At 50.7% G+C, this 18553-nt stretch carries 16 protein-coding genes and 2 pseudogenes; 15 read left to right on the top strand and 3 right to left on the bottom strand.

Features of this window, described 5'->3' with window-relative positions; translation table 11 throughout:
- Positions 1 to 505, top strand: a 505-nt coding sequence (locus tag FD23_RS10395) for a nitronate monooxygenase (RefSeq protein ID WP_236743876.1), incomplete at its 5' end; no start/stop codon positions are given.
- A gap of 79 nt (positions 506 to 584) precedes the next feature.
- On the opposite strand, the gene FD23_RS04690 is transcribed toward FD23_RS10395, so the two are convergent.
- Together FD23_RS04690 and FD23_RS04685 are read right to left on the bottom strand one after the other, a co-directional pair.
- A complete protein-coding gene (locus tag FD23_RS04690; protein ID WP_003615649.1) occupies positions 585 to 935 on the bottom strand; it encodes a YtxH domain-containing protein in 351 nt (116 codons plus the stop codon).
- Positions 936 to 951: 16 nt separating this feature from the next.
- On the bottom strand, positions 952 to 1389 hold the full coding sequence (locus tag FD23_RS04685) for an HIT family protein (protein WP_025895565.1): 438 nt from the start codon (positions 1387 to 1389) through the stop codon (positions 952 to 954).
- Positions 1390 to 1492: 103 nt separating this feature from the next.
- Between FD23_RS04685 and FD23_RS04680 the strand changes: the two genes are divergently transcribed.
- The 13 genes from FD23_RS04680 (at position 1493) to thrS (ending at position 16245) form a co-directional block, all read left to right on the top strand.
- Complete coding sequence (locus tag FD23_RS04680; protein WP_025895564.1) at positions 1493 to 2233, top strand: ABC transporter ATP-binding protein; 741 nt, start codon at positions 1493 to 1495, stop codon at positions 2231 to 2233.
- Complete coding sequence (locus tag FD23_RS04675; RefSeq protein WP_025895563.1) at positions 2226 to 3443, top strand: ABC transporter permease; 1218 nt, start codon at positions 2226 to 2228, stop codon at positions 3441 to 3443. The genes FD23_RS04680 and FD23_RS04675 overlap by 8 nt, the downstream gene beginning before the upstream one ends.
- Positions 3444 to 3515: 72 nt before the next feature.
- Positions 3516 to 4172, top strand: a complete 657-nt coding sequence (trmB, locus tag FD23_RS04670) for a tRNA (guanosine(46)-N7)-methyltransferase TrmB (protein WP_025895562.1) — start codon at positions 3516 to 3518, stop codon at positions 4170 to 4172.
- A gap of 78 nt (positions 4173 to 4250) precedes the next feature.
- A complete protein-coding gene (locus tag FD23_RS04665; RefSeq protein ID WP_025895561.1) occupies positions 4251 to 4571 on the top strand; it encodes a thioredoxin family protein in 321 nt (106 codons plus the stop codon).
- Between the two features lie 22 nt (positions 4572 to 4593).
- Positions 4594 to 5241, top strand: a complete 648-nt coding sequence (ytpR, locus tag FD23_RS04660; protein ID WP_025895560.1) for a YtpR family tRNA-binding protein — start codon at positions 4594 to 4596, stop codon at positions 5239 to 5241.
- A 118-nt stretch (positions 5242 to 5359) separates the two neighbouring features.
- Positions 5360 to 6679 (top strand): UDP-N-acetylmuramate--L-alanine ligase, encoded by a 1320-nt coding sequence (gene murC / locus FD23_RS04655; RefSeq protein ID WP_025895559.1) that lies wholly within the window; start codon positions 5360 to 5362, stop codon positions 6677 to 6679.
- A gap of 492 nt (positions 6680 to 7171) precedes the next feature.
- Complete coding sequence (polA, locus tag FD23_RS04650; RefSeq protein ID WP_052933716.1) at positions 7172 to 9835, top strand: DNA polymerase I; 2664 nt, start codon at positions 7172 to 7174, stop codon at positions 9833 to 9835.
- 10 nt (positions 9836 to 9845) lie between these two features.
- The gene (gene mutM, locus FD23_RS04645) at positions 9846 to 10667 is read left to right on the top strand and encodes a DNA-formamidopyrimidine glycosylase (protein ID WP_025895556.1); all 822 of its coding nucleotides are present in this window, start codon (positions 9846 to 9848) and stop codon (positions 10665 to 10667) included.
- A gap of 8 nt (positions 10668 to 10675) precedes the next feature.
- On the top strand, positions 10676 to 11260 hold the full coding sequence (gene coaE / locus FD23_RS04640; RefSeq protein ID WP_025895555.1) for a dephospho-CoA kinase: 585 nt from the start codon (positions 10676 to 10678) through the stop codon (positions 11258 to 11260).
- 13 nt (positions 11261 to 11273) lie between these two features.
- A complete protein-coding gene (gene nrdR / locus FD23_RS04635) occupies positions 11274 to 11741 on the top strand; it encodes a transcriptional regulator NrdR (protein ID WP_025895554.1) in 468 nt (155 codons plus the stop codon).
- A 3-nt stretch (positions 11742 to 11744) separates the two neighbouring features.
- Positions 11745 to 13079 (top strand): DnaD domain protein, encoded by a 1335-nt coding sequence (locus tag FD23_RS04630; RefSeq protein WP_025895553.1) that lies wholly within the window; start codon positions 11745 to 11747, stop codon positions 13077 to 13079.
- A gap of 10 nt (positions 13080 to 13089) precedes the next feature.
- Positions 13090 to 14013: a primosomal protein DnaI gene (dnaI, locus tag FD23_RS04625; protein ID WP_025895552.1), complete on the top strand. Its 924-nt coding sequence runs from the start codon at positions 13090 to 13092 to the stop codon at positions 14011 to 14013.
- A 300-nt stretch (positions 14014 to 14313) separates the two neighbouring features.
- Positions 14314 to 16245: a threonine--tRNA ligase gene (gene thrS / locus FD23_RS04620; protein ID WP_025895551.1), complete on the top strand. Its 1932-nt coding sequence runs from the start codon at positions 14314 to 14316 to the stop codon at positions 16243 to 16245.
- Between the two features lie 98 nt (positions 16246 to 16343).
- On the opposite strand, the pseudogene FD23_RS04615 reads toward thrS, so the two are convergent.
- Positions 16344 to 17745: pseudogene (locus FD23_RS04615) on the bottom strand (ATP-binding protein).
- A 324-nt stretch (positions 17746 to 18069) separates the two neighbouring features.
- Between FD23_RS04615 and FD23_RS04610 the strand changes: the two are divergent.
- A pseudogene (locus tag FD23_RS04610) lies at positions 18070 to 18553 on the top strand (IS607 family transposase); the annotation flags it as partial.

Genomic DNA, 18553 nt, shown 5'->3' with positions numbered 1-18553 from the left:
TTTTGGCATCGTGCCGGAAATGGTGGAAAAGATCACCCGCCTGGTTAAGGAAAAAGTGGACCTGCCGGTATACGTGAAATTGACGCCAAACGTTACCAGCATCGTGGAAATTGCCCAGGCCGCTGAAAGAGGCGGCGCTGATGGCTTGACCTTGATTAACACCTTGCTGGGCCTGCACCTTGATTTAAAGACCCGGCGGCCGGTTTTAGGCAATGACTTTGGCGGCTTGTCCGGTCAAGCAGTTAAGCCAGTGGCTGTCCGCATGGTGGCCCAGGTCAGGCAGGCAACTAGTCTGCCGATCATCGGGGTCGGCGGGATCAACAGCCCGGAAGACGCGGCTGAATTCATCTTGGCTGGGGCCAGCGCTGTCCAGATCGGCAGCATGGCCTTCCATGACAAATTGGCCATCAAACACGTGATTGACGGTCTGCCAGCAGTTTTGGCTGACATGGGCGCAAGTGACATTACCAGCCTGGTTGGCCAGTGGCAGTCAAATAAACAATAGAAAAATTTAGAGCAAGAAAAAAGTGTTGAGTAATTACTTCATGGTAAGAGTAATCATTCAACACTTTTTTATGTTCTGATTAATTTTCGCTCTCGTTCAGGTCCTGGTTGAGCTCGCTGCTTAGTCTGTCAATCTTGGCCTGCAGGCGGGTGATTTCCTTGTCGGCTTCTTGCTTGAAGCGTTCTACGTCGGTGTTGAGGTCGCTGACCATCTGCTCAGCTGCTGGCAGTTCACTGGCTAAGCGGCTGCCGGCTTCCTGGGCCCGGGAGAGGCCGTCTTGCAGTTCCTTGTGGCTTTCCTTGAAGTCTTCCGCGTCTTCTTTGAGATATTCCCTGGTGCTCTTGCCGTTTTCATCTGGCAAAAAGGCAAAGACCGCCCCTGCTGCTGCCCCGAGCAAAAAGCCCAGGCCAAAGTGCTTGAAATTCCGCATTTCTCTTCCCCCTCAGTTAAAACTGGGCCTTGATCCGGTCGCAGACTTCCTGGTACTTCTTTTCGTCGTACTGGTCGGCATTGTTTCTGGTGAAGAACTTGATGCCGTCGCCTTCCCAGCGGGGGATAAAGTGGATATGAGAGTGCATGACCACCTGGCCGGCAATTTTACCGTTGTTGCTGGTGACATTCATCGCCTGGATCCGCGGGTCAGAAGCCTTGATGGCCTTGGCGATTTCCGGCACGTATTGCATAAAGCGGCTGGCGTCTTCAGCGCTGTAGTCAAAGAAGTTGGTCAAGTGCTTCTTTGTCACCATCAATACGTGGCCTTCGTTGACCTGGGAAATGTCCAAAAAGGCCTTCACGTCGTCATTTTCAAAAACGGTGTAGCTGGGAATTTCGCCGCGGATAATCTTACAGAATAAACAGTCGTCAATTAATTCAGCCTTAGTCATTGTATTACCTCTGATCAATTTTAATGAGTTATTTTTTCAGTTTCTCTATGTCTCCATGCTATCATAATAGGCAGATAAAAACATGAAGAAAGATAGGGAAAATATGACTTTAGAAATATCGCATTTGACCGGGGGCTACAGCGGCATCCCGGTAATCAAAGACGTCAATCTGACCATCGCTTCCGGTGAGGCGATCGGCTTGATTGGCTTGAACGGGGCTGGCAAGTCGACCACCATCAAGCACCTGCTGGGCCTTTTGCGCCCGCAAGCCGGCAAAATTACTTTAAACGGGATCAACCTGGCTGAGAAGCCAGCTGAATTTAAAAAGCTGGTGGCCTATATCCCGGAAACGCCAGTCATTTACCCGGAACTGACCTTGAAAGAGCACCTGGAACTGACCATCCTGGCCTACCAGCTGGATCCGGATAAAGCCTGGGAAAAGGCTAGAAAGCTTTTGACCATGTTCCGCCTGGCAGACAAATTTGACTGGCTGCCGGTGCACTTTTCAAAAGGGATGCAGCAGAAGGTGATGATCGTGGCCGCCTTCTTGACTGACGCCCAGCTTTTAGTGATCGATGAGCCATTTACCGGCCTGGACCCTCTGGCTGTCGCCAACTTCATCGGCCTCATCAAAGAAGCGCAAGAGTCTGGCAAGGAAATTCTGATGACGACCCACGTATTAGCCGATGCCCAGAAGGCCATCAAGACCTACGCGATCTTAAACCAGGGCACGATCGAGTTCACCGGCAGCCTGGATGAAATCAGGGGCCACTATGGCTTAGAGGCCAGCGACTCCTTTGACAAGCTCTATCAGCTCTTGTACCAGGAGCAGAAAAATGCGTGAGTTGGCAAAGAAGAGACTGCAGGGTAACTTCCAGCAGTCAGCCAAGTATTTGGCCTTGGTTTTCAACGATTTCTTTGTCCTGGCTCTGATCTTCATCTTTGGGGCAGTCATGTTCTGGTATGCCCAGGTGATGAAGGTCCTGCCGGTAAAGGCCTGGTACTATCCCCTGGTATTATCCGCCTTGCTTTGGCTGGCCTACTTGCCGGGCAAACTGGTGACCCTATTGCAGACGGCTGACCGGCAGTTTTTGTTGGCCACTGACGACCGGCTGGATGATTACCTGGCTCCCATGCGCCGCTACAGCTTAGTTCTGCCGGCCTTGCTTTTGGCCTTAGCTGGCGGGATCATGTATCCCTTCGCCAGTTTAAAAATGGGCCTCAGCAATCTCAACTACTTTAGCTTGGTCTTGGCCCTCTTTTTCGCCAAGGTCTTTGAGCAAGGGGCGGTCAGCCGCAGCCTGACTTTTGACCACAGGGTCAAGCAGGTGACCTGGCTGATCAGGCTAGTCCTATTAGCCCTGCTTTTAGCGAGTTTGTATTTCTTGCCAAATGCCTTGTACCTGCTTTTGGCCCTTGCCGTTATCGCAGTTTTGGCCTTACAGGCCTGGAAAAATTCCGCCTTTGACTGGCAGTACGCCATTGACTATGAAGCAAGGCGGAAAGAGACGGTTTACGCCGGCTTTGCCCTGTTTACTGACGTCAAGGAAAGACAGGTCAATATCAAGCGGCGGAAGTATCTGGACTTTTTATTGCCGCCTTTTGGCAAGGAAAGCCCAAACAGCTTCTTGTACCGGCGGACTCTTTTGCGGGACCCGGAATACTTGAACCTTTTGGCCCGGATGACGGCATTTGCTGTTTTGTTAACAGCCATGATCCAGGATCCGGTCTGGTCTCTGCTCCTGTCCGGCTTGGTCATGTACTTAACCGTCTGGCAGCTCCTGCCTTTAGGGCAAAAATATGACCAGAACATCATGTACCGGGTCTACCCGATTGCCCAAAAAGAGCGGGGACAGGAAGTCAGCCGGGTCTTGGCCTGGGCCTTGCTTTTGCAGACGGGGCTGATTATAATTTTCTGGCTGGCCATTGTGCCGGGCCAGTTTGCCTGGAGCCTCTTGCTCTTGGTCTGGTGCGGCCTTTTGGCCAAAGGCTACCTGCCTTACAAGACCCAGCAGCTGGCGAAAAAATCCCGCTACAAGAAGCGGAAAAAATAGGGCAAAAGGGTAAAAAAGCAAACGGTAAAATAAGATATAGATAAAACTAAGAATTAGAAAGAACAGAGAGACATGCGTTTAAAGAACAAGCCTTGGGCAAACAAACTGGTAGAAGAGCACCCGGAAAGCGCCTTGGACTGGCCGGATCCAGCGGAAAAGATCGACTGGGCAGCCCGCTTTGGCAACGACAAGCCAATTGAAATCGAAGTCGGCTCAGGCAAGGGGCAGTTTATTACTACTTTGGCTAAGCAGCACCCTGACCGCAACTTCGTGGCCGTGGAAATCCAGAAGACGGCAGCCGGCATCATCTTGAAAAAGAAGCTGGACGAGGGGCTGGATAACCTGCAGATCCTCTGCGCCGACGCGGCCAACCTGGTAGCCTACTTCGGGGAAAACTCCACCAGCAAGATCTACCTCAACTTCAGCGATCCCTGGCCAAAGAGCCGGCATGAAAAGCGCCGCTTGACCTACAAGGACTTTTTAGCCAAGTACCAGGCAGTCTTGACCGGCGACGGGTTGATCGAATTCAAGACCGACAACTCCGGCCTGTTTGCCTACAGTGTCAAGAGCATGAACAATTACGGGATGCACTTTGACTTCGTGTCAGTTGACCTCCACCACGAAAGCGAAGAAATCGTGGAAAAGAACGTGGAAACTGAGTATGAGCACAAGTTTGCCAGCAAGGGGCAGCCGATCTACTGCCTGCACGCGGGCTTTATGGCCAAGTAAAAAATTTCCTTTTGCCGGGAAAATCGGTTAAAATAGCTAGTAAATATTTCTCTTATTAAAAGTAAGAAGGAGGCAAACATGGAAGAATATAAAGTAGTTGACCAGACAAAGCTGGCAGACTTAGTCAAGAGCGGGCGGACGGTTGTCGAATTTTCTGCTGACTGGTGCTCAGACTGCCGCTTTTTGGAACCTGCCATGCCAGCAATCGAAGCTGACTTCGCAGACAGCAAGTTCATCAAGATCGACCGGGACGGCTCCATCGACTTGTGCAAGGAAATGAACATTATGGGAATTCCTTCATTTGTTGTCTACCAAGATGGGCAAGAAATTGGTAGACTAGTTAATGGAGACCGCAAGACCAAGCAGGAAGTAGAAGCATTTTTGCGGTCGCTTGACTAGATAAGAGGGGACTTGAGATCAAATGATCACTAGTATTAACAAAGTAAGCTATCCCAACACTTTGATCGTCATCTTGGCGCAAGGAGATGGCGAAAGCAATTTCGAAGAAAAGGCCGACGTAACCCGGGTTACGGACGGCAAGGGCGAATTGACCGGCTTCAACTTCTTTAACGTTGACCAGGTACTGGACTACGACAAGCTGCCAAACGGCCAAGTTAAGCTGGATGAAGACCAAGTCGCAGCTTTGAACGAAAAACTGGCCAGCGTTGGTTTTTCCGACAAGCTGACTGTGGCCAAGCCAACCCTGGTTTACGGCTACGTTAAGGAATGCGCTGCCCACCCGGACTCTGACCACTTGCACGTAACGCAAATTGACGTTGGCGATGGTCAGGACCACCAAATTGTCTGCGGGGCACCAAACATCGCCCAAGGGCAAAAGGTCGTTGTGGCTCTGCCTGGCACCTTGATGCCAAACGGCGCACAGATTTGGCCAGGCGCCTTGCGCGGGGTTGAATCAGACGGGATGATCTGCTCAGCCAGAGAACTGGGCTTGGCTCATGCTCCGCAAAAGCGGGGGATCATGGTTGTTCCGGACAGCTTCAAGATCGGTGACGAATTTGAACCGACCAAGTGTGACGAACTGCTGGCCAGCGGCGCTATCACCCTGTAATTGTTAAAAAACGGCAAAAAATAAAGAGCTTTCGGCTGATTATGGCCCGGAGCTCTTTTTTCTTGGCCCAAGAATGATAAAATAAGGGTCGAACGTTTGAAACAAATGGAGCGAAAAAATGTTAGACAAGACTAAACAAATTTGGTTTATTGGGATCAAGGGGACCGGGATGGCTTCCTTGGCCTTGATTTTGCACGACCTGGGCTACAAGGTTGCCGGCAGCGACATCGACAAGTACACCTTCACCCAGGACCCGCTGGAAGCAGCTGGGATTGAAGTTGCTTCCTTCTCCAAGGACAACATCAAGGGAAGCGGCCAGGTGATCGTCAAGGGTAACGCTTTTAAGAGCGACAACATCGAAGTTGCCGCCTGCGAGGAAAAGGGCGTCAAGTGGCAAAGCTACCCGGACACGGTTGAAGAAATCGTCCAGCAGTACACCAGTATCGGGGTTGCGGGTTCCCACGGCAAGACTTCAACCACCGGCCTTTTGGCAACGGTTTTGGGCGAAGCCGCTCCGACTTCTTTCCTGATCGGTGACGGGATGGGGAAGGGGGTCAAGGACTCCCGCTTCTTCGTCTACGAAGCTGACGAATACCGGCGGCACTTCCTGGCCTACCACCCGGACTACCAGATCATGACCAATGTCGACTTTGACCACCCTGACTACTTCAAGGACAGAGACGACTATGCCTCAGCCTTCCAGACGGCGGCTGACCAGACTAAGAAGGGGCTTTTTGTCTGTGGCGATGACGAACGCCTGCAGAAGATCCAGCCAAAGACGGCCAAGAAGTACACTTACGGCTTGAAAGACAGCGATGACTTCCAGGCCTTTGACGTGGTTAAGACCACTGAAGGGGCCAAGTTCCATGTCCGGGCTAATGGGGAAGACTTAGGCGAATTTACTATCCACCTTTTCGGTGACCACAATGTGATGAACGCTACGGCGGTTATTGCTATTGCCTTTACTGAAGGCATCGACCTTGATGTAGTCAGAAAGGGTCTGGTTAAGTACACCGGGGCCAAGCGCCGCTTCAGCGAAAAGGACTTCGGTGACACGGTGGTCATCGATGACTACGCACACCACCCAACTGAACTGCGGGCTACGATTCAAGCAGCCCGGCAGAAGTTCCCGGACCGGAAGCTGGTTACCATCTTCCAGCCGCACACTTACTCCAGAACCAAGGAATTCGAAGAAGAATACGTAGAGATTCTGAAGGGGGTCGACAAGGCCTTCTTGACGCCGATTTACGGGTCAGCCAGAGAAAAGGCCGGTGATATTAAGAGTGAAGACATTACCAGTCAGATTCCAGGCGCGGAAGTCATCGACTTTGACAACTTGCAGGACCTTTTGGTTTACAAGGGCGACTGCATCGTCTTCATGGGTGCTGGCGACATTCCTAAATACGAAGTAGCATTTGAGAAGATGCTGGAAAAGTAAGCCGCTGGGAAAATTACGAGTTTAATAGTTAAGAGACAAGCCGCTGATTGGTCAGCGGCTTGTTTTTGTTTGCTTGTCCCAGCACATGTCCAACCTTGTAATCTCCCTGGTTTATATCATCTATATGGCAGGGATGGGCATTACCGTTGGCTCAATCATGACTAACGACCTGGCCAGTTTGAAGCCTAGCCCGTCGGCCTAAGGTAATGCTTTCTTAAACACCATCCAGCAGTTCGCTGGGTCGATCGGGACTTCCATCACTTCAGCCATCGTGGCCCTCAGCCAGTCCCAATACGGGTCAAAGGGTCCGCGGCCAACGGCAATCGGTACCCAGCATGCCTTTATTTTCTTATCCGTCTTGGTTGTCATCCTCTGGCTCATGTTCTACAAGAACGTGAAAATAAGAAGCGGATCTAAATAATTAACGAACTAGCAAAAACTGTTAAAATACATATAGGTATTTTGACAGTTTTTATTTTGCAAGGAATGACAATGAACAAGAAGAAGTTACTTTTAATCGATGGTAATTCCGTGGCCTTCCGGGCCTTTTTCGCCATGTACCAGCAGCTGGACAAGTTTAAGAATCCAGAAGGTCTCCACACCAACGCCCTCTATGCCTTTAAAAACATGCTGGACGTGGTCCTGAAGCAGGAAGACCCAAGCCATATCCTGGTGGCCTTTGACGCCGGCAAGACCACTTTCAGAACAGCCATGTACAAAGAATACAAGGGCGGCCGGGACAAGACCCCGGCAGAACTTTCCGAACAGCTCCCTTACCTGCGGGAAATGCTCAAGGACATGGGAATCAAGAGCTACGAACTGTCCAACTATGAAGCCGACGACATCATCGGCACCATGGCTAAAAAGGGAGCCGAAGCCGGCTATGAAGTGGCCGTTGTTTCCGGGGACAAGGACTTGACCCAATTGGCCAGTGACAATGTCACCGTCTACGTGACCAAGTCCGGGGTAACTAAACTGGAAGCCTTCACTCCAGACCACATGAAAGAAGTCAACGGGGTGACCCCGACTGAGTTCATCGACATGAAGGCTTTGATGGGTGACCCGTCCGACAACTACCCAGGCGTGGCCAAGGTCGGCCCCAAGACTGCCTCTAAATTGATCCAGGAATACGGCAGCGTGGAGAACTTGTATAACCACGTTGATGAAATGAAGAAGTCCAAGCTGAAGGAAAATCTGATCGCCAGCAAGGACAATGCCCTTTTGGGTAAAAAGCTGGCCACCATCAACTGCGACAGCCCGGTGGAAGTGACCCTTGATGACCTTAGCTATGAGGGCAGCAATATCGACGACCTCCGTCGCTTCTACGAAAAGATGAACTTCCGCCGCTTTCTGGCCGACTTGACCCAAAAAGGGGAGTTGACTGAAAACAAGACGGAAGTTAAAAAGCAGGACTATGTCGTGCTCAGTGCTGATAACTTAGACCAGCTGCCAAAGGCTGCTGAAGTTACTTTCTACCTGGCCATGTTTGGCGACAACTACCACCTGGCCGACTTCGCCGGTTTTGCCTTGAAAATCGGCGGGGAAACTTTCGTCAGCCGGGACGTCTTCCTCTTGCAAGAAAGCCCCTTGAAGGGAATGCTGGAAGATTCTGCCGTTCAAAAGAACGTTTTTGACTTAAAGCGGACCACTTACGGCCTCTACCGGCTGGGAATCAAGGCTGAATCTTTGACCTTTGACCTGCTCCTGGCTTCTTACCTGGTTGACAATGAGAAAAATTCCAACGACCTGGGTGAACTGGTACAAGGCTACGACTACTTTGACTTAAAGACCGACCTGGAAGTCTACGGGAAGGGGAAGAATGCTAAGATTCCGGCAGATGACGCTGTCTTCTTCAACCACCTGGCCGGCAAGACCGCGGCGATCGCGGCTTTGAAGGACAGTCTGTTAAAGCAGTTAAAGGACCACGAGCAAGACGACCTCTACGACTCGATCGAACTGCCAACGGCCAGAGTCCTGGCCAAGATGGAGATGAACGGGATCAAGGTCCAGCCTTCCCGCTTAAAGGAACTGGAAAACGACTTTGCTGTCCGTTTAAAGGAACTGGAAGAGAAGATCTACAAGGAAGCCGGAGAAGAATTCAACTTGAATTCACCAAAGCAGCTGGGGGTCATCCTCTTTGAAAAGCTGGGCCTGCCAGTTATCAAGAAGACCAAGACTGGTTACTCCACTTCAGTTGAAGTCTTGAACCAATTGAAAGAACAAAGCCCGGTTGTCAGTGACATCCTGGAATACCGGCAGATTTCCAAGATCCAGTCTACCTACGTTAAGGGCCTCTTAGACGTCATCGATGAGCGTGACGGCCGTATCCACACCCGCTACCTGCAGACTTTGACGGCAACTGGCCGCCTGTCTTCAGTTGACCCTAACCTGCAGAACATCCCAACCAGAACGGAAGAAGGCAAGCAGATCAGAAAGGCTTTTGTCCCATCAAGTCCGGATGGCTATATCTACTCCTGCGACTACTCCCAAATCGAGCTCCGGGTTCTGGCCCATGTCTCAGCCGACCCGAACATGCAGGAAGCCTTCAAGAACGGCTACGACATCCACGCCCACACGGCCATGAAGATCTTCCACTTAAGCAGCGTTGACGAAGTAACGTCTTTGCAAAGACGGCGGGCCAAGGCGGTCAACTTTGGGATCGTCTACGGGATCTCCGATTACGGCCTCTCCAAGAACCTGGACATCTCCCGCAAGCAGGCCAAGGAATTCATCGACGAATACTTTGAGCAATACCCAGGCATCCAGGCCTACATGGACCGGGCTGTTAAAGACGCCAGAGAAAAGGGCTACGCGGAAACCATCATGCACCGCCGCCGCTACCTGCCAGATATTCACGCTAAGAACTTTAATGTCCGCTCTTTCGCGGAAAGAACGGCGATCAACTCCCCAATCCAAGGGTCAGCCGCGGACATCATGAAGATTGCCATGATCAACATGCAAAAGAAGCTGGATGAACTGGGATTAAAGACCAAGATGGTTGTCCAGGTCCACGACGAATTGATCTTTGACGTACCAGCTGATGAACTGGAAACGATCCAGAAGATTGTCCCGTCAGTCATGCAGGCAGCTGTTAAGTTGGACGTGCCTTTAGTCGCTGACGCCGGTTGGGGCCATGACTGGTATGAAGCAAAGTAGGAGGTAGAAAATGCCAGAAATGCCAGAAGTTGAAACGGTCCGCCGGACCCTGCGGCCCTTGGTCGTGGGCAAAACGATCGACCATGTCGATATTTGGTACGACAAGGTCATCACCGGCGACCCGGAAACTTTTAAAAGGGAGTTAAAGGGCAAGACCTTTACCGCCGTTGACCGCTATGCCAAATTCCTGCTCTTCCGTTTAGGCGACTTGACGGTCGTTTCCCACTTGCGGATGGAAGGCAAGTACCATCTAACGACCTGGGATGCACAGGTAGACAAGCATGAGCACCTGCAGTTTGCCTTTACCGATGGAAGCAGCCTCCGCTACGCGGATGTCCGCAAATTCGGCCGCCTGCAATTGGTGGAAACTGGAACTGAATTCCAGGTCACCGGCTTGAAGAATTTGGGCGTTGAAGCAAATAGTCCAGAATTTAGCTTGGACTACTTTGAAAAAGGCTTGAAGAAGAGGAGCATGAACATCAAGAGCCTGCTCATGAGTCAGACCCTGGTGGCCGGTCTGGGCAACATCTATGTTGATGAAGTCCTCTGGCAAAGCCGGATTAACCCCTTAACGCCAGCTAACGAATTAACCAAGGACCAGGTCAAGTGCCTCCATTCAGCCATCAATGAAACCATAGAAGAAGCTACTAAATACGGCGGCACGACCGTCCACAGCTTCTTAAACGCGGAAGGGGAGTCCGGCCACTACCAGGAAAAGCTCAAGGTCTACGGCAAGGAGGGGCAGCCATGCCCCCGCTGCGGGGAAGACTTTGTCAAGATCAAGATCAGCGGGCGGGGAACCACCTACTGCCTGCATTGTCAAAAGAGGTAAAAGATTAGATGACTTTTTATCTGGGACTGACCGGCGGGATTGCCACGGGCAAGTCGACCGCCAGCCGGATATTAAAAGAGCTGGGCTGCCAGGTCATTGACAGCGACTTGATTGCCCACCAGCAGGCCGAAGTGGGCCAGGTCTCCTGGCAAAGGATCTTAGAAGAATTCGGGCCGGACTTCTTCAATGAAGATAAGAGTCTTAACCGCAAGAAGCTGGGCCAGTATGTCTTTGCCAATCCTAAGGCTTTGGCCAAATTGTCTAAAATTACCCAAGGCGAGGTCTTAAAAGAAGTTCAAAAGCAGATGAAAGACAGCCAGGCTTCTGTTTGCGTCATCGATGTTCCCCTGCTCTTTGAGGCTGGCTGGCAGGACTACTTTGACGCTGTCCTCTTGATCGCGGCCCCGGAAGAAGTGGAACTGGACCGCTTGATGAAGCGGGACTCTTTAAGTGAAGCAGAAGCTAAAAGGCGGATGCAGGCCCAGCTGCCCTTAGGGGAAAAACGCCTGTTGGCTAGCTATGTCCTTGAAAATACTGGTACAATAGAAGAATTAAGAGATAAATTGAGCAATCTGCTGAAAACTATCGCGTGAAAGGAGCTTCACAATGCTTTGTCCAAATTGCCATCAAAACGCCTCCCGGGTTATTGACTCCCGGCCAACTGACGAAGGGCGGACCATCCGCCGGCGGCGGGAATGCGAAAACTGCGGCTACCGCTTTACGACTTTTGAACGGGTGGAACAGTCACCCCTTTTGGTGATCAAGAACGACGGCACCAGAGAGGCCTTCAGCCGGGAAAAGATCCTGAACGGGGTGGCGGCTGCCTGCCAGAAGCGGCCGGTAACCAGCGAGCAGCTCAACAAGCTGGTCGACAATGTTGAAAACCGGATCCGGGCTAAAGGAGTCGGCGAAATCTACTCCAAGGAAATCGGGGAACTGGTCATGGACCAATTAGCAGACATTGACGACGTGGCCTACATCCGCTTTGCTTCCATCTACCGCCAGTTCACTGACATGTCCAGCTTCATGAAGACCATGGAGGACATGATGGACCGGCACAGCAAGGCCAAGTAGTCCATGTACGAAAATTCCAATCCCCGCCTCAGGTACGTCGTTTTAAATGAGCTGGCCGACCAGTCAGGGCAAGGGCAGGTCTTAATCAAGCTCTACCAGCCCTTGATCGGGGCTTTAGGGGTTGCCCTCTACCAGACCCTGGTCCAGGGCTTTGATCCTTACCGGTCTTTGTCGGCTTCAAGTGCCCTGTACAACCTGCAAGAAGACCTGGACTGCAGCCTCCGCCAGCTCTGGCAGGCCCTGCATAAGCTGGAAGCTGTGGGGCTACTCAAGACCTATGTCAGCCACAATCTCCGCTTGGGGGATATCCTGGCTTTTAAGCTGCACGCAGTGCCGGAGGCCAGTGAGTTTTTCAACACTTCGCTGTTAGCCAGCCTCTTAAAAGAAAAAGTTGGCGGGGTCCGCTTCAGCCAGCTGTCCCGGGAATTTGCCAAGCAGGCCCAGGTCAAGGAGCGGCAGCTGGACAACCTAGAAGAAGTTTCCGCTTCCTTTTTTGAAGTCTTCCGCCTGCCGGAAAATGAGGCCATCAATCCTTCTGAAGACGTCCAAAAGGCGGCTGAGGAAAATGCCGGCCAGAAGACGGAAGAAGCCCAGGTCAACTTAAAGCAGATCGACTGGCAGTATTTGAAAGACCGCTTCGTGACTTACCAGATCCCGGAAAGCGAGATCGACCGGCAGAAAGACGAAATCCGGTCCATCATGGAACTTTACGGCTTAAGCGAGGAAGAGTTTATCAACGAAACCCTGCCAACCCTGCATGGCAGTTACCAGCTGGACGTTGCGGCGATCAGAAAGAGCCTCAACTACAACTACAAGGCTGACCACCGCCGCAAGCAGGTAATCAAGCGCCAGGAAGAAAAGCAGGACCGGCCGAGTGTGGACCAGCAAGACCAGCAGTTTTTAGACCTGGTGAAGAGCAAGTCCCCGGTCAACTTCCTGGATGACATGAAGCGGGAAAAGGGCGGCTTTACCACGGCCAGAGAGCGGCAGATCGTCTATGATTTGCGGGAAAATATCGGCCTGGAAATGGACTTGATCAATGTTCTGGTCTACACCTGCCTCAACTACCAGCCGGTTTTGACCCAGGATTTGGCCTACCGGATTGCCAACGACTGGCTGCAAAAGGGAATCATGACCCCGGAAGCCGCCATCAAGCACCTGCGCGCTGGGAAGGAACAGGCCCAGTCAGGGCAAAAGAAGAACTACCCGGCATATTCAGGCAGCCGGCGGCTTGAACAGGGGACTGACTGGAACAAGAAGCAGTTTGTCCAGCCGGTCAATATTTCTGATGAAGACCTGCGGAAGATGCTGCAGGGGCCGGACAAGAAAGACAAGTAAGGGTGATTAGATGAGAGCAATTGGCGACATGTTGAATGATGCGGCTAAGGCCGCGGCAGCCAAGAACGGGCAGGATTTTTCGGCGGAATCATTTGAAAAGATGAAAAAACAGGTCTTCGCTGACCCCGACGTCCGGGCCTTTCTGACGGCCCACCAGGACCAGCTGACTAAGGAGAGCGTGGACGCCAGCTTTGCCAGCCTCTATGAATACTGCCGGCAAAAAGACAGCCACGACAAGGTGATCAGCGGCTATTTGCCCCAGCTTTTCATGGAGGGTCCTTTAATCGGGATTCGTTACCAGGCCAGCCAGGACAAGCAGCGCCGGGACAAAGAAGCAGCAGCCAAGCGGCGGATTGAGTTGATTGACCTGCCGGAGAAATTGCGCCGGGTCAAGCTGGCTGACTTGGACATGGCCGATGACCGCAAGCAGGCCTTGTTTGAAGTGGGGGCCTTTTTGCAGGCTTACCAGAGCAATCCCCATGCCAAGGGCCTCTATTTAAGCGGGGACTTCGGAGTCGGGAAGACCTACATTTTAGCGGGCCTGGCCAACCGGGTAGCGGAAATGGGCGGCAGGGTGATCTTTTTGCACATGCCGACCTTTATCGCTGGTTTGTCCAGCCACTTCGGCGACAACAGCCTGCAGACGGAAATCCAGCGCCTGGCGGTTTGCGATGTCTTGATTTTGGACGACATCGGGGCCGAGACCCTCAGTCCCTGGTCAAGAGACGACGTTTTAGGTGTGATTCTCCAGGCCCGGATGGACAATGACCTGCCGACCTTCTTTAGTTCCAACTTTGACATGAAGACCCTGGAGAGCCACTTTAGCGCGACCAAGAACGCGGATGACCCGGTCAAGGCGGCCCGGCTGATGCAAAGAGTCCGCTATTTGGCTAAAGAAGTGGTGGTTTACGGGAACAACCGCCGCCTGCCTTAGATTTTTTGAAAAAAATGGCAAAAAAGCCTTGTCTTATTCGGGCAAGGGGGTATAATCGAAAAGTAAATAGAAGACATGATTCCTCCCGCTTCAGAGAGAGGGGCCCAGTTCTGAAAGCCCCCATTTGGGAGGAACCCCACCTTCTATGACCCCAAAAGATAAATGACAAGGTTGGACGCCGTTATCAGTCCAATAAGAGAGGCCGCTTTAGGCCTGAATTTTGGGTGGAACCACGATGATTAATCGTCCCGAGCATGTATTTGTGCTCGGGACTTTTTTGTTTTTGGAGGATTTAAACCAATGAGTTTTGCTTTGACTCTGCCAGATGGCTCAAAGAAAGAATTTGACGTAGCTGTTTCCGTTGCTGACCTTGCTTCCAGCATCTCAACTTCCCTGGCTAAGAATGCCGTTGCTGGCAAGGTTGACGGGGAAATCAAGCCCCTTGATTTTCAGCTGGACGCTGACCACGAAGTTGCCATTTTGACCAACAAGGACGCTGAAGGTTTGAGCGTCTTGCGGGCAACTGTTGCCTTCGTTTTGGAAGCCTTGGTTAAGGACAAGTACCCGGAAATCAAGCTGGGCCAGGCTGAAGTTTCAGAAGACGGCTTCTTCATCGAAACTGACAAGGAAGACCAAATCAAGGTTACTGAATTGCCAGACTTGGAAAAGGCCCTGCAAAAGGCTATCAAGAACGGCGAAGCCATTGAACACGTACAAGTAGCTAAGAGCGAATTGGCTGAAGCCTTCAAGGACGACCCATACAAGAGCGAACTTTTGGCCAAGGAAGGCGACGTGGTTGACGCTTACAAGCTGGGCGACTTCGTTGACTTTGGCTTTAGCGCGCTTTTGCCAAACACTGGTAAGATCAAGAAGTTCAAGCTCTTGTCAGTAGCTGGTGCCTACTGGAAGGGCAAGAGCTCAAACCCAATGCTGCAAAGAATCTTCGGGACTGCCTTCTTCAAGGAAGCTGACCTGGAAGCTGACCTTAAGCGGCGGGCAGAAATCAAGGAAAGAGACCACCGGACTATCGGCCGGGACCTGGATCTTTTCTTCGTTGACCCTAAGGTTGGGGCAGGTTTGCCATACTGGATGCCAAAGGGTGCCACTATCCGCCGGATCATTGAACGCTACATCGTGGACAAGGAAGTCGCAGCCGGCTACCAACACGTTTATACGCCAGTTTTGATGAACCTGGACGCCTACAAGACTTCCGGCCACTGGGCTCACTACCGGGAAGACATGTTCCCGCCAATGGACATGGGTGAAGGCGAAATGCTGGAATTGCGGCCAATGAACTGCCCATCCCACATCCAAATCTATAAGCACCACATCCGGTCCTACCGGGAACTACCAATCCGGATTGCTGAACTGGGGATGATGCACCGCTACGAAAAGTCTGGTGCCTTGTCAGGTCTGCAACGTGTCCGGGAAATGACTCTGAACGACGGTCACACTTTTGTAGCTCTGGACCAAGTTCAAGAAGAATTTGCCAGAACTTTGCAAATCATCATGGACGTTTACCACGACTTCGACATCAATGACTACTACTTCCGTCTTTCATACCGGGATCCAAAGAACACTGACAAGTACTTTGCCAACGATGAAATGTGGGAAAGAAGCCAAAGCATGCTGAAGGCAGCCATGGACGACATGGGCCTGGACTACGTTGAAGCTGAAGGTGAAGCTGCCTTCTACGGTCCAAAGTTGGACATCCAAACCAAGACTGCTTTGGGCAACGACGAAACCATGTCAACCATCCAACTGGACTTCATGCTGCCAGAACGCTTTGAACTGTCATACATCGGCGCTGATGGCGAAGAACACCGTCCAGTTATGATCCACCGCGGGATTGTCGGTACTATGGAACGCTTTATCGCTTACCTGACTGAAATCTACAAGGGTGCCTTCCCAACTTGGCTGGCTCCTGTTCAAGCTGAAATCATTCCAGTTAACCTGGACGCTCACTCAGACTACGCTAAGAAGGTTCGCGACGAACTGGTAGCCAAGGGCTTCAGAGCAGAAATCGACTTCAGAAATGAAAAGCTGGGCTACAAGATCCGTGAATCACAAACCCAAAAGGTACCTTACACTCTGGTGCTTGGGGATGATGAAATGAACGCCGGCACGGTTAACGTTCGTTCTTACGGGACTGAAGAACAAAACTCCGAGAGTCTGGCTGAGTTCATGGACAAGTTGAGCAAGGACGTAGCAAGCTACTCCCGCGAAGACTAATTCCTTCCTTACAAAATTGAACCCTTTCTGACATAAAAAAGCATCCTGTCTCAACTCTGAGGCGGGATGTTTTTGCGTATGGGGTTCTATTTTTAGACTTACATCATGTCGAAGGTAATTAAGTGGCAGTCGACTTGCTGGGCAAGCTGCTGGCATTTATCAGTAAAGCCGGTCTTGGAGAACAGGTAGTAATTTTTCTTAGGAGTGGGGAAGAGGCTGCTTCGGTAGATGAGAGTTTCGAGGATATCCGCGGAGATCGGTTCGTTTTTCCACTTGCATTCGCCAAAGTAGCCGTTCAGCTTTTGGTCATCGAAACCGACAATGTCCATTTCGACTTGCTTCTTTTCCTTGGGATCCGGTCCCCACCAGTTGCCTAAGTTGACAAAAGGCTCTGGCATCAGGTCTGGATCAAACAGTTTGGACCAGAGGTATTCTTGGGAGAGTTTTTCAAATTCTGGTCCCATGAAGTAGGGGGAGCTGCTTAATGATGTAGTCTAAAATTGGCTCGGTAATCCCCCGTTCGATAAAGCTGACCCGTTTGCCGACGAAAGTATACCAGAAGCGGAACATGCCATCTTTGATGGCATAGATGGTCTTTCGGCTTCTGGCTTTATCAAGTTCCGTAACCGGCAACCGTTTTTCGACAATGCTCAGGTCGATCAAATTGTCCAGGTAAGGGCTAAGGGCTCCGCTGGCAATACCAGTTTTAGTTGAGATCTCTGACTGCCGGCTGGCCCCGGCCGCGATGGCACTGATGATTGAGCTGTAGCTTGCCGGCTCGCGGAGTTCTTGATTGAGCAGACTCATCGGCTCGGCATAGAGCATGGCGATGGTGGTTAAGAAATTGTCCTTGATGTTCTCCCTAAGTGATTTTTTGGTAGACATCAGGGAGAGGTAGAGGGGAATTCCGCCGGTGATGGCATTGAGTTCAAAAACGTCTTCCTTATTTAATTGCGGGAAAAATTCTTCGGCATCATGCAGGCTGAAGGGTTTCAGCTTAAACTGAGCAGTTCTGCGGCCATAAAGCGGGCTCTTGTAGCCAAGGACCCGCTTTTCCATGAAGGACATGGAGCTGCCGCTGAGGATAAGAAAGAATTTTTTCTGCTTAAAATAATGGTCGATGTAGGATTGCAGCATTGAACTGATTGGCGGATAGGCTTTCGCCAGGTAAGGAAATTCATCGATGACTAAGATTAAGCGGTCATTTTTCTCAGAGAGATGGACGAGATATTTGAAGGCCTGCTCAAAGGAAGCAAAATTAGGTCCATCCAGATAGCTGGGATCTTCGTAGGCGTGAATCGCGTCAGAAAAACGGGCCAGGTTTTCCAAGGCTTTTTCTTCAAGACCAGTAAAATAGATGGCCCGCTTGCCTTTAAGAAATTGGTTGATCAAGCTAGTTTTCCCGATACGACGGCGGCCATAGATGACCGCAAATTGAAAGCTGTCTTCTTGATAGAGCTTATTCAAAGCTGTAAGCTCTTGATTTCTGCCGATAAACATTGAAACACCTTGTTAGCAATAATACAGTTTACAATATTACACTTTACAAGTTTACGATATACAAGTTTACGATATTGTTAATTGAGGGATGCACCCTGTCTCAACACTGAGGCGAGATTTTTTGCGTATACAAGGACATATTTCAGATGAATGATTGATAAAAGCAAATGGAGAGTTTCCTTGATCAGTATGGCTATATATGATAATTTCAAAAGAAAGCGAATTAAAGAGATGAGAAAAGGAGAGGGAAAAGGTTGTGACTGTTAAAAAGTATTAATTTCATCCAGTACTAAATAGTAATTTTTCTTACCAATTCATGATATAATGCCGGTATCAAAAGATTGGAAGGAAGAAACGATTAGCGAACACATGTCCATATCAAAAGCAGCTGAGTATCTTAATGTTGCTAAGTCAACTCTCCGCAATTGGGAAGCTGGGGGATTGATTACTCCGCTTAGAACTGCCTCCAATCAACGTCGCTACACTAAAGAAATGCTAGATGAGCTTCTGCAAGGCAATATGAAAGCAGCTAAGCCTAAGAAGCTGCTGACCATCGGCTATTGCCGGGTTTCTTCTGGCCATCAAAAAGAAGACCTCCAAAGACAGAAGGATGTAGTGTCCAGATATTGTGAAGTCAATGGCTATCAGTTTAAGATCATTCAAGACGTTGGATCTGGTCTCGACTATAAGAAAAAGGGCCTAAAAGAGCTGATCAACATGATCTGCTAGAAGCAGTGTGAGCGAGTCGTTGTAAATTACCAAGACCGGGCTTGTTCGTTTTGGCTTTGAAATGATTGAGACAATCTGC

This window comes from Lactobacillus delbrueckii subsp. delbrueckii DSM 20074 = JCM 1012 (assembly GCF_001433875.1).
GTDB classification, from domain to species: domain Bacteria; phylum Bacillota; class Bacilli; order Lactobacillales; family Lactobacillaceae; genus Lactobacillus; species Lactobacillus delbrueckii.
The sequence above is the reverse complement of the archived record's forward strand: the minus strand, read 5'-3'. Positions and strand labels throughout refer to the sequence as shown.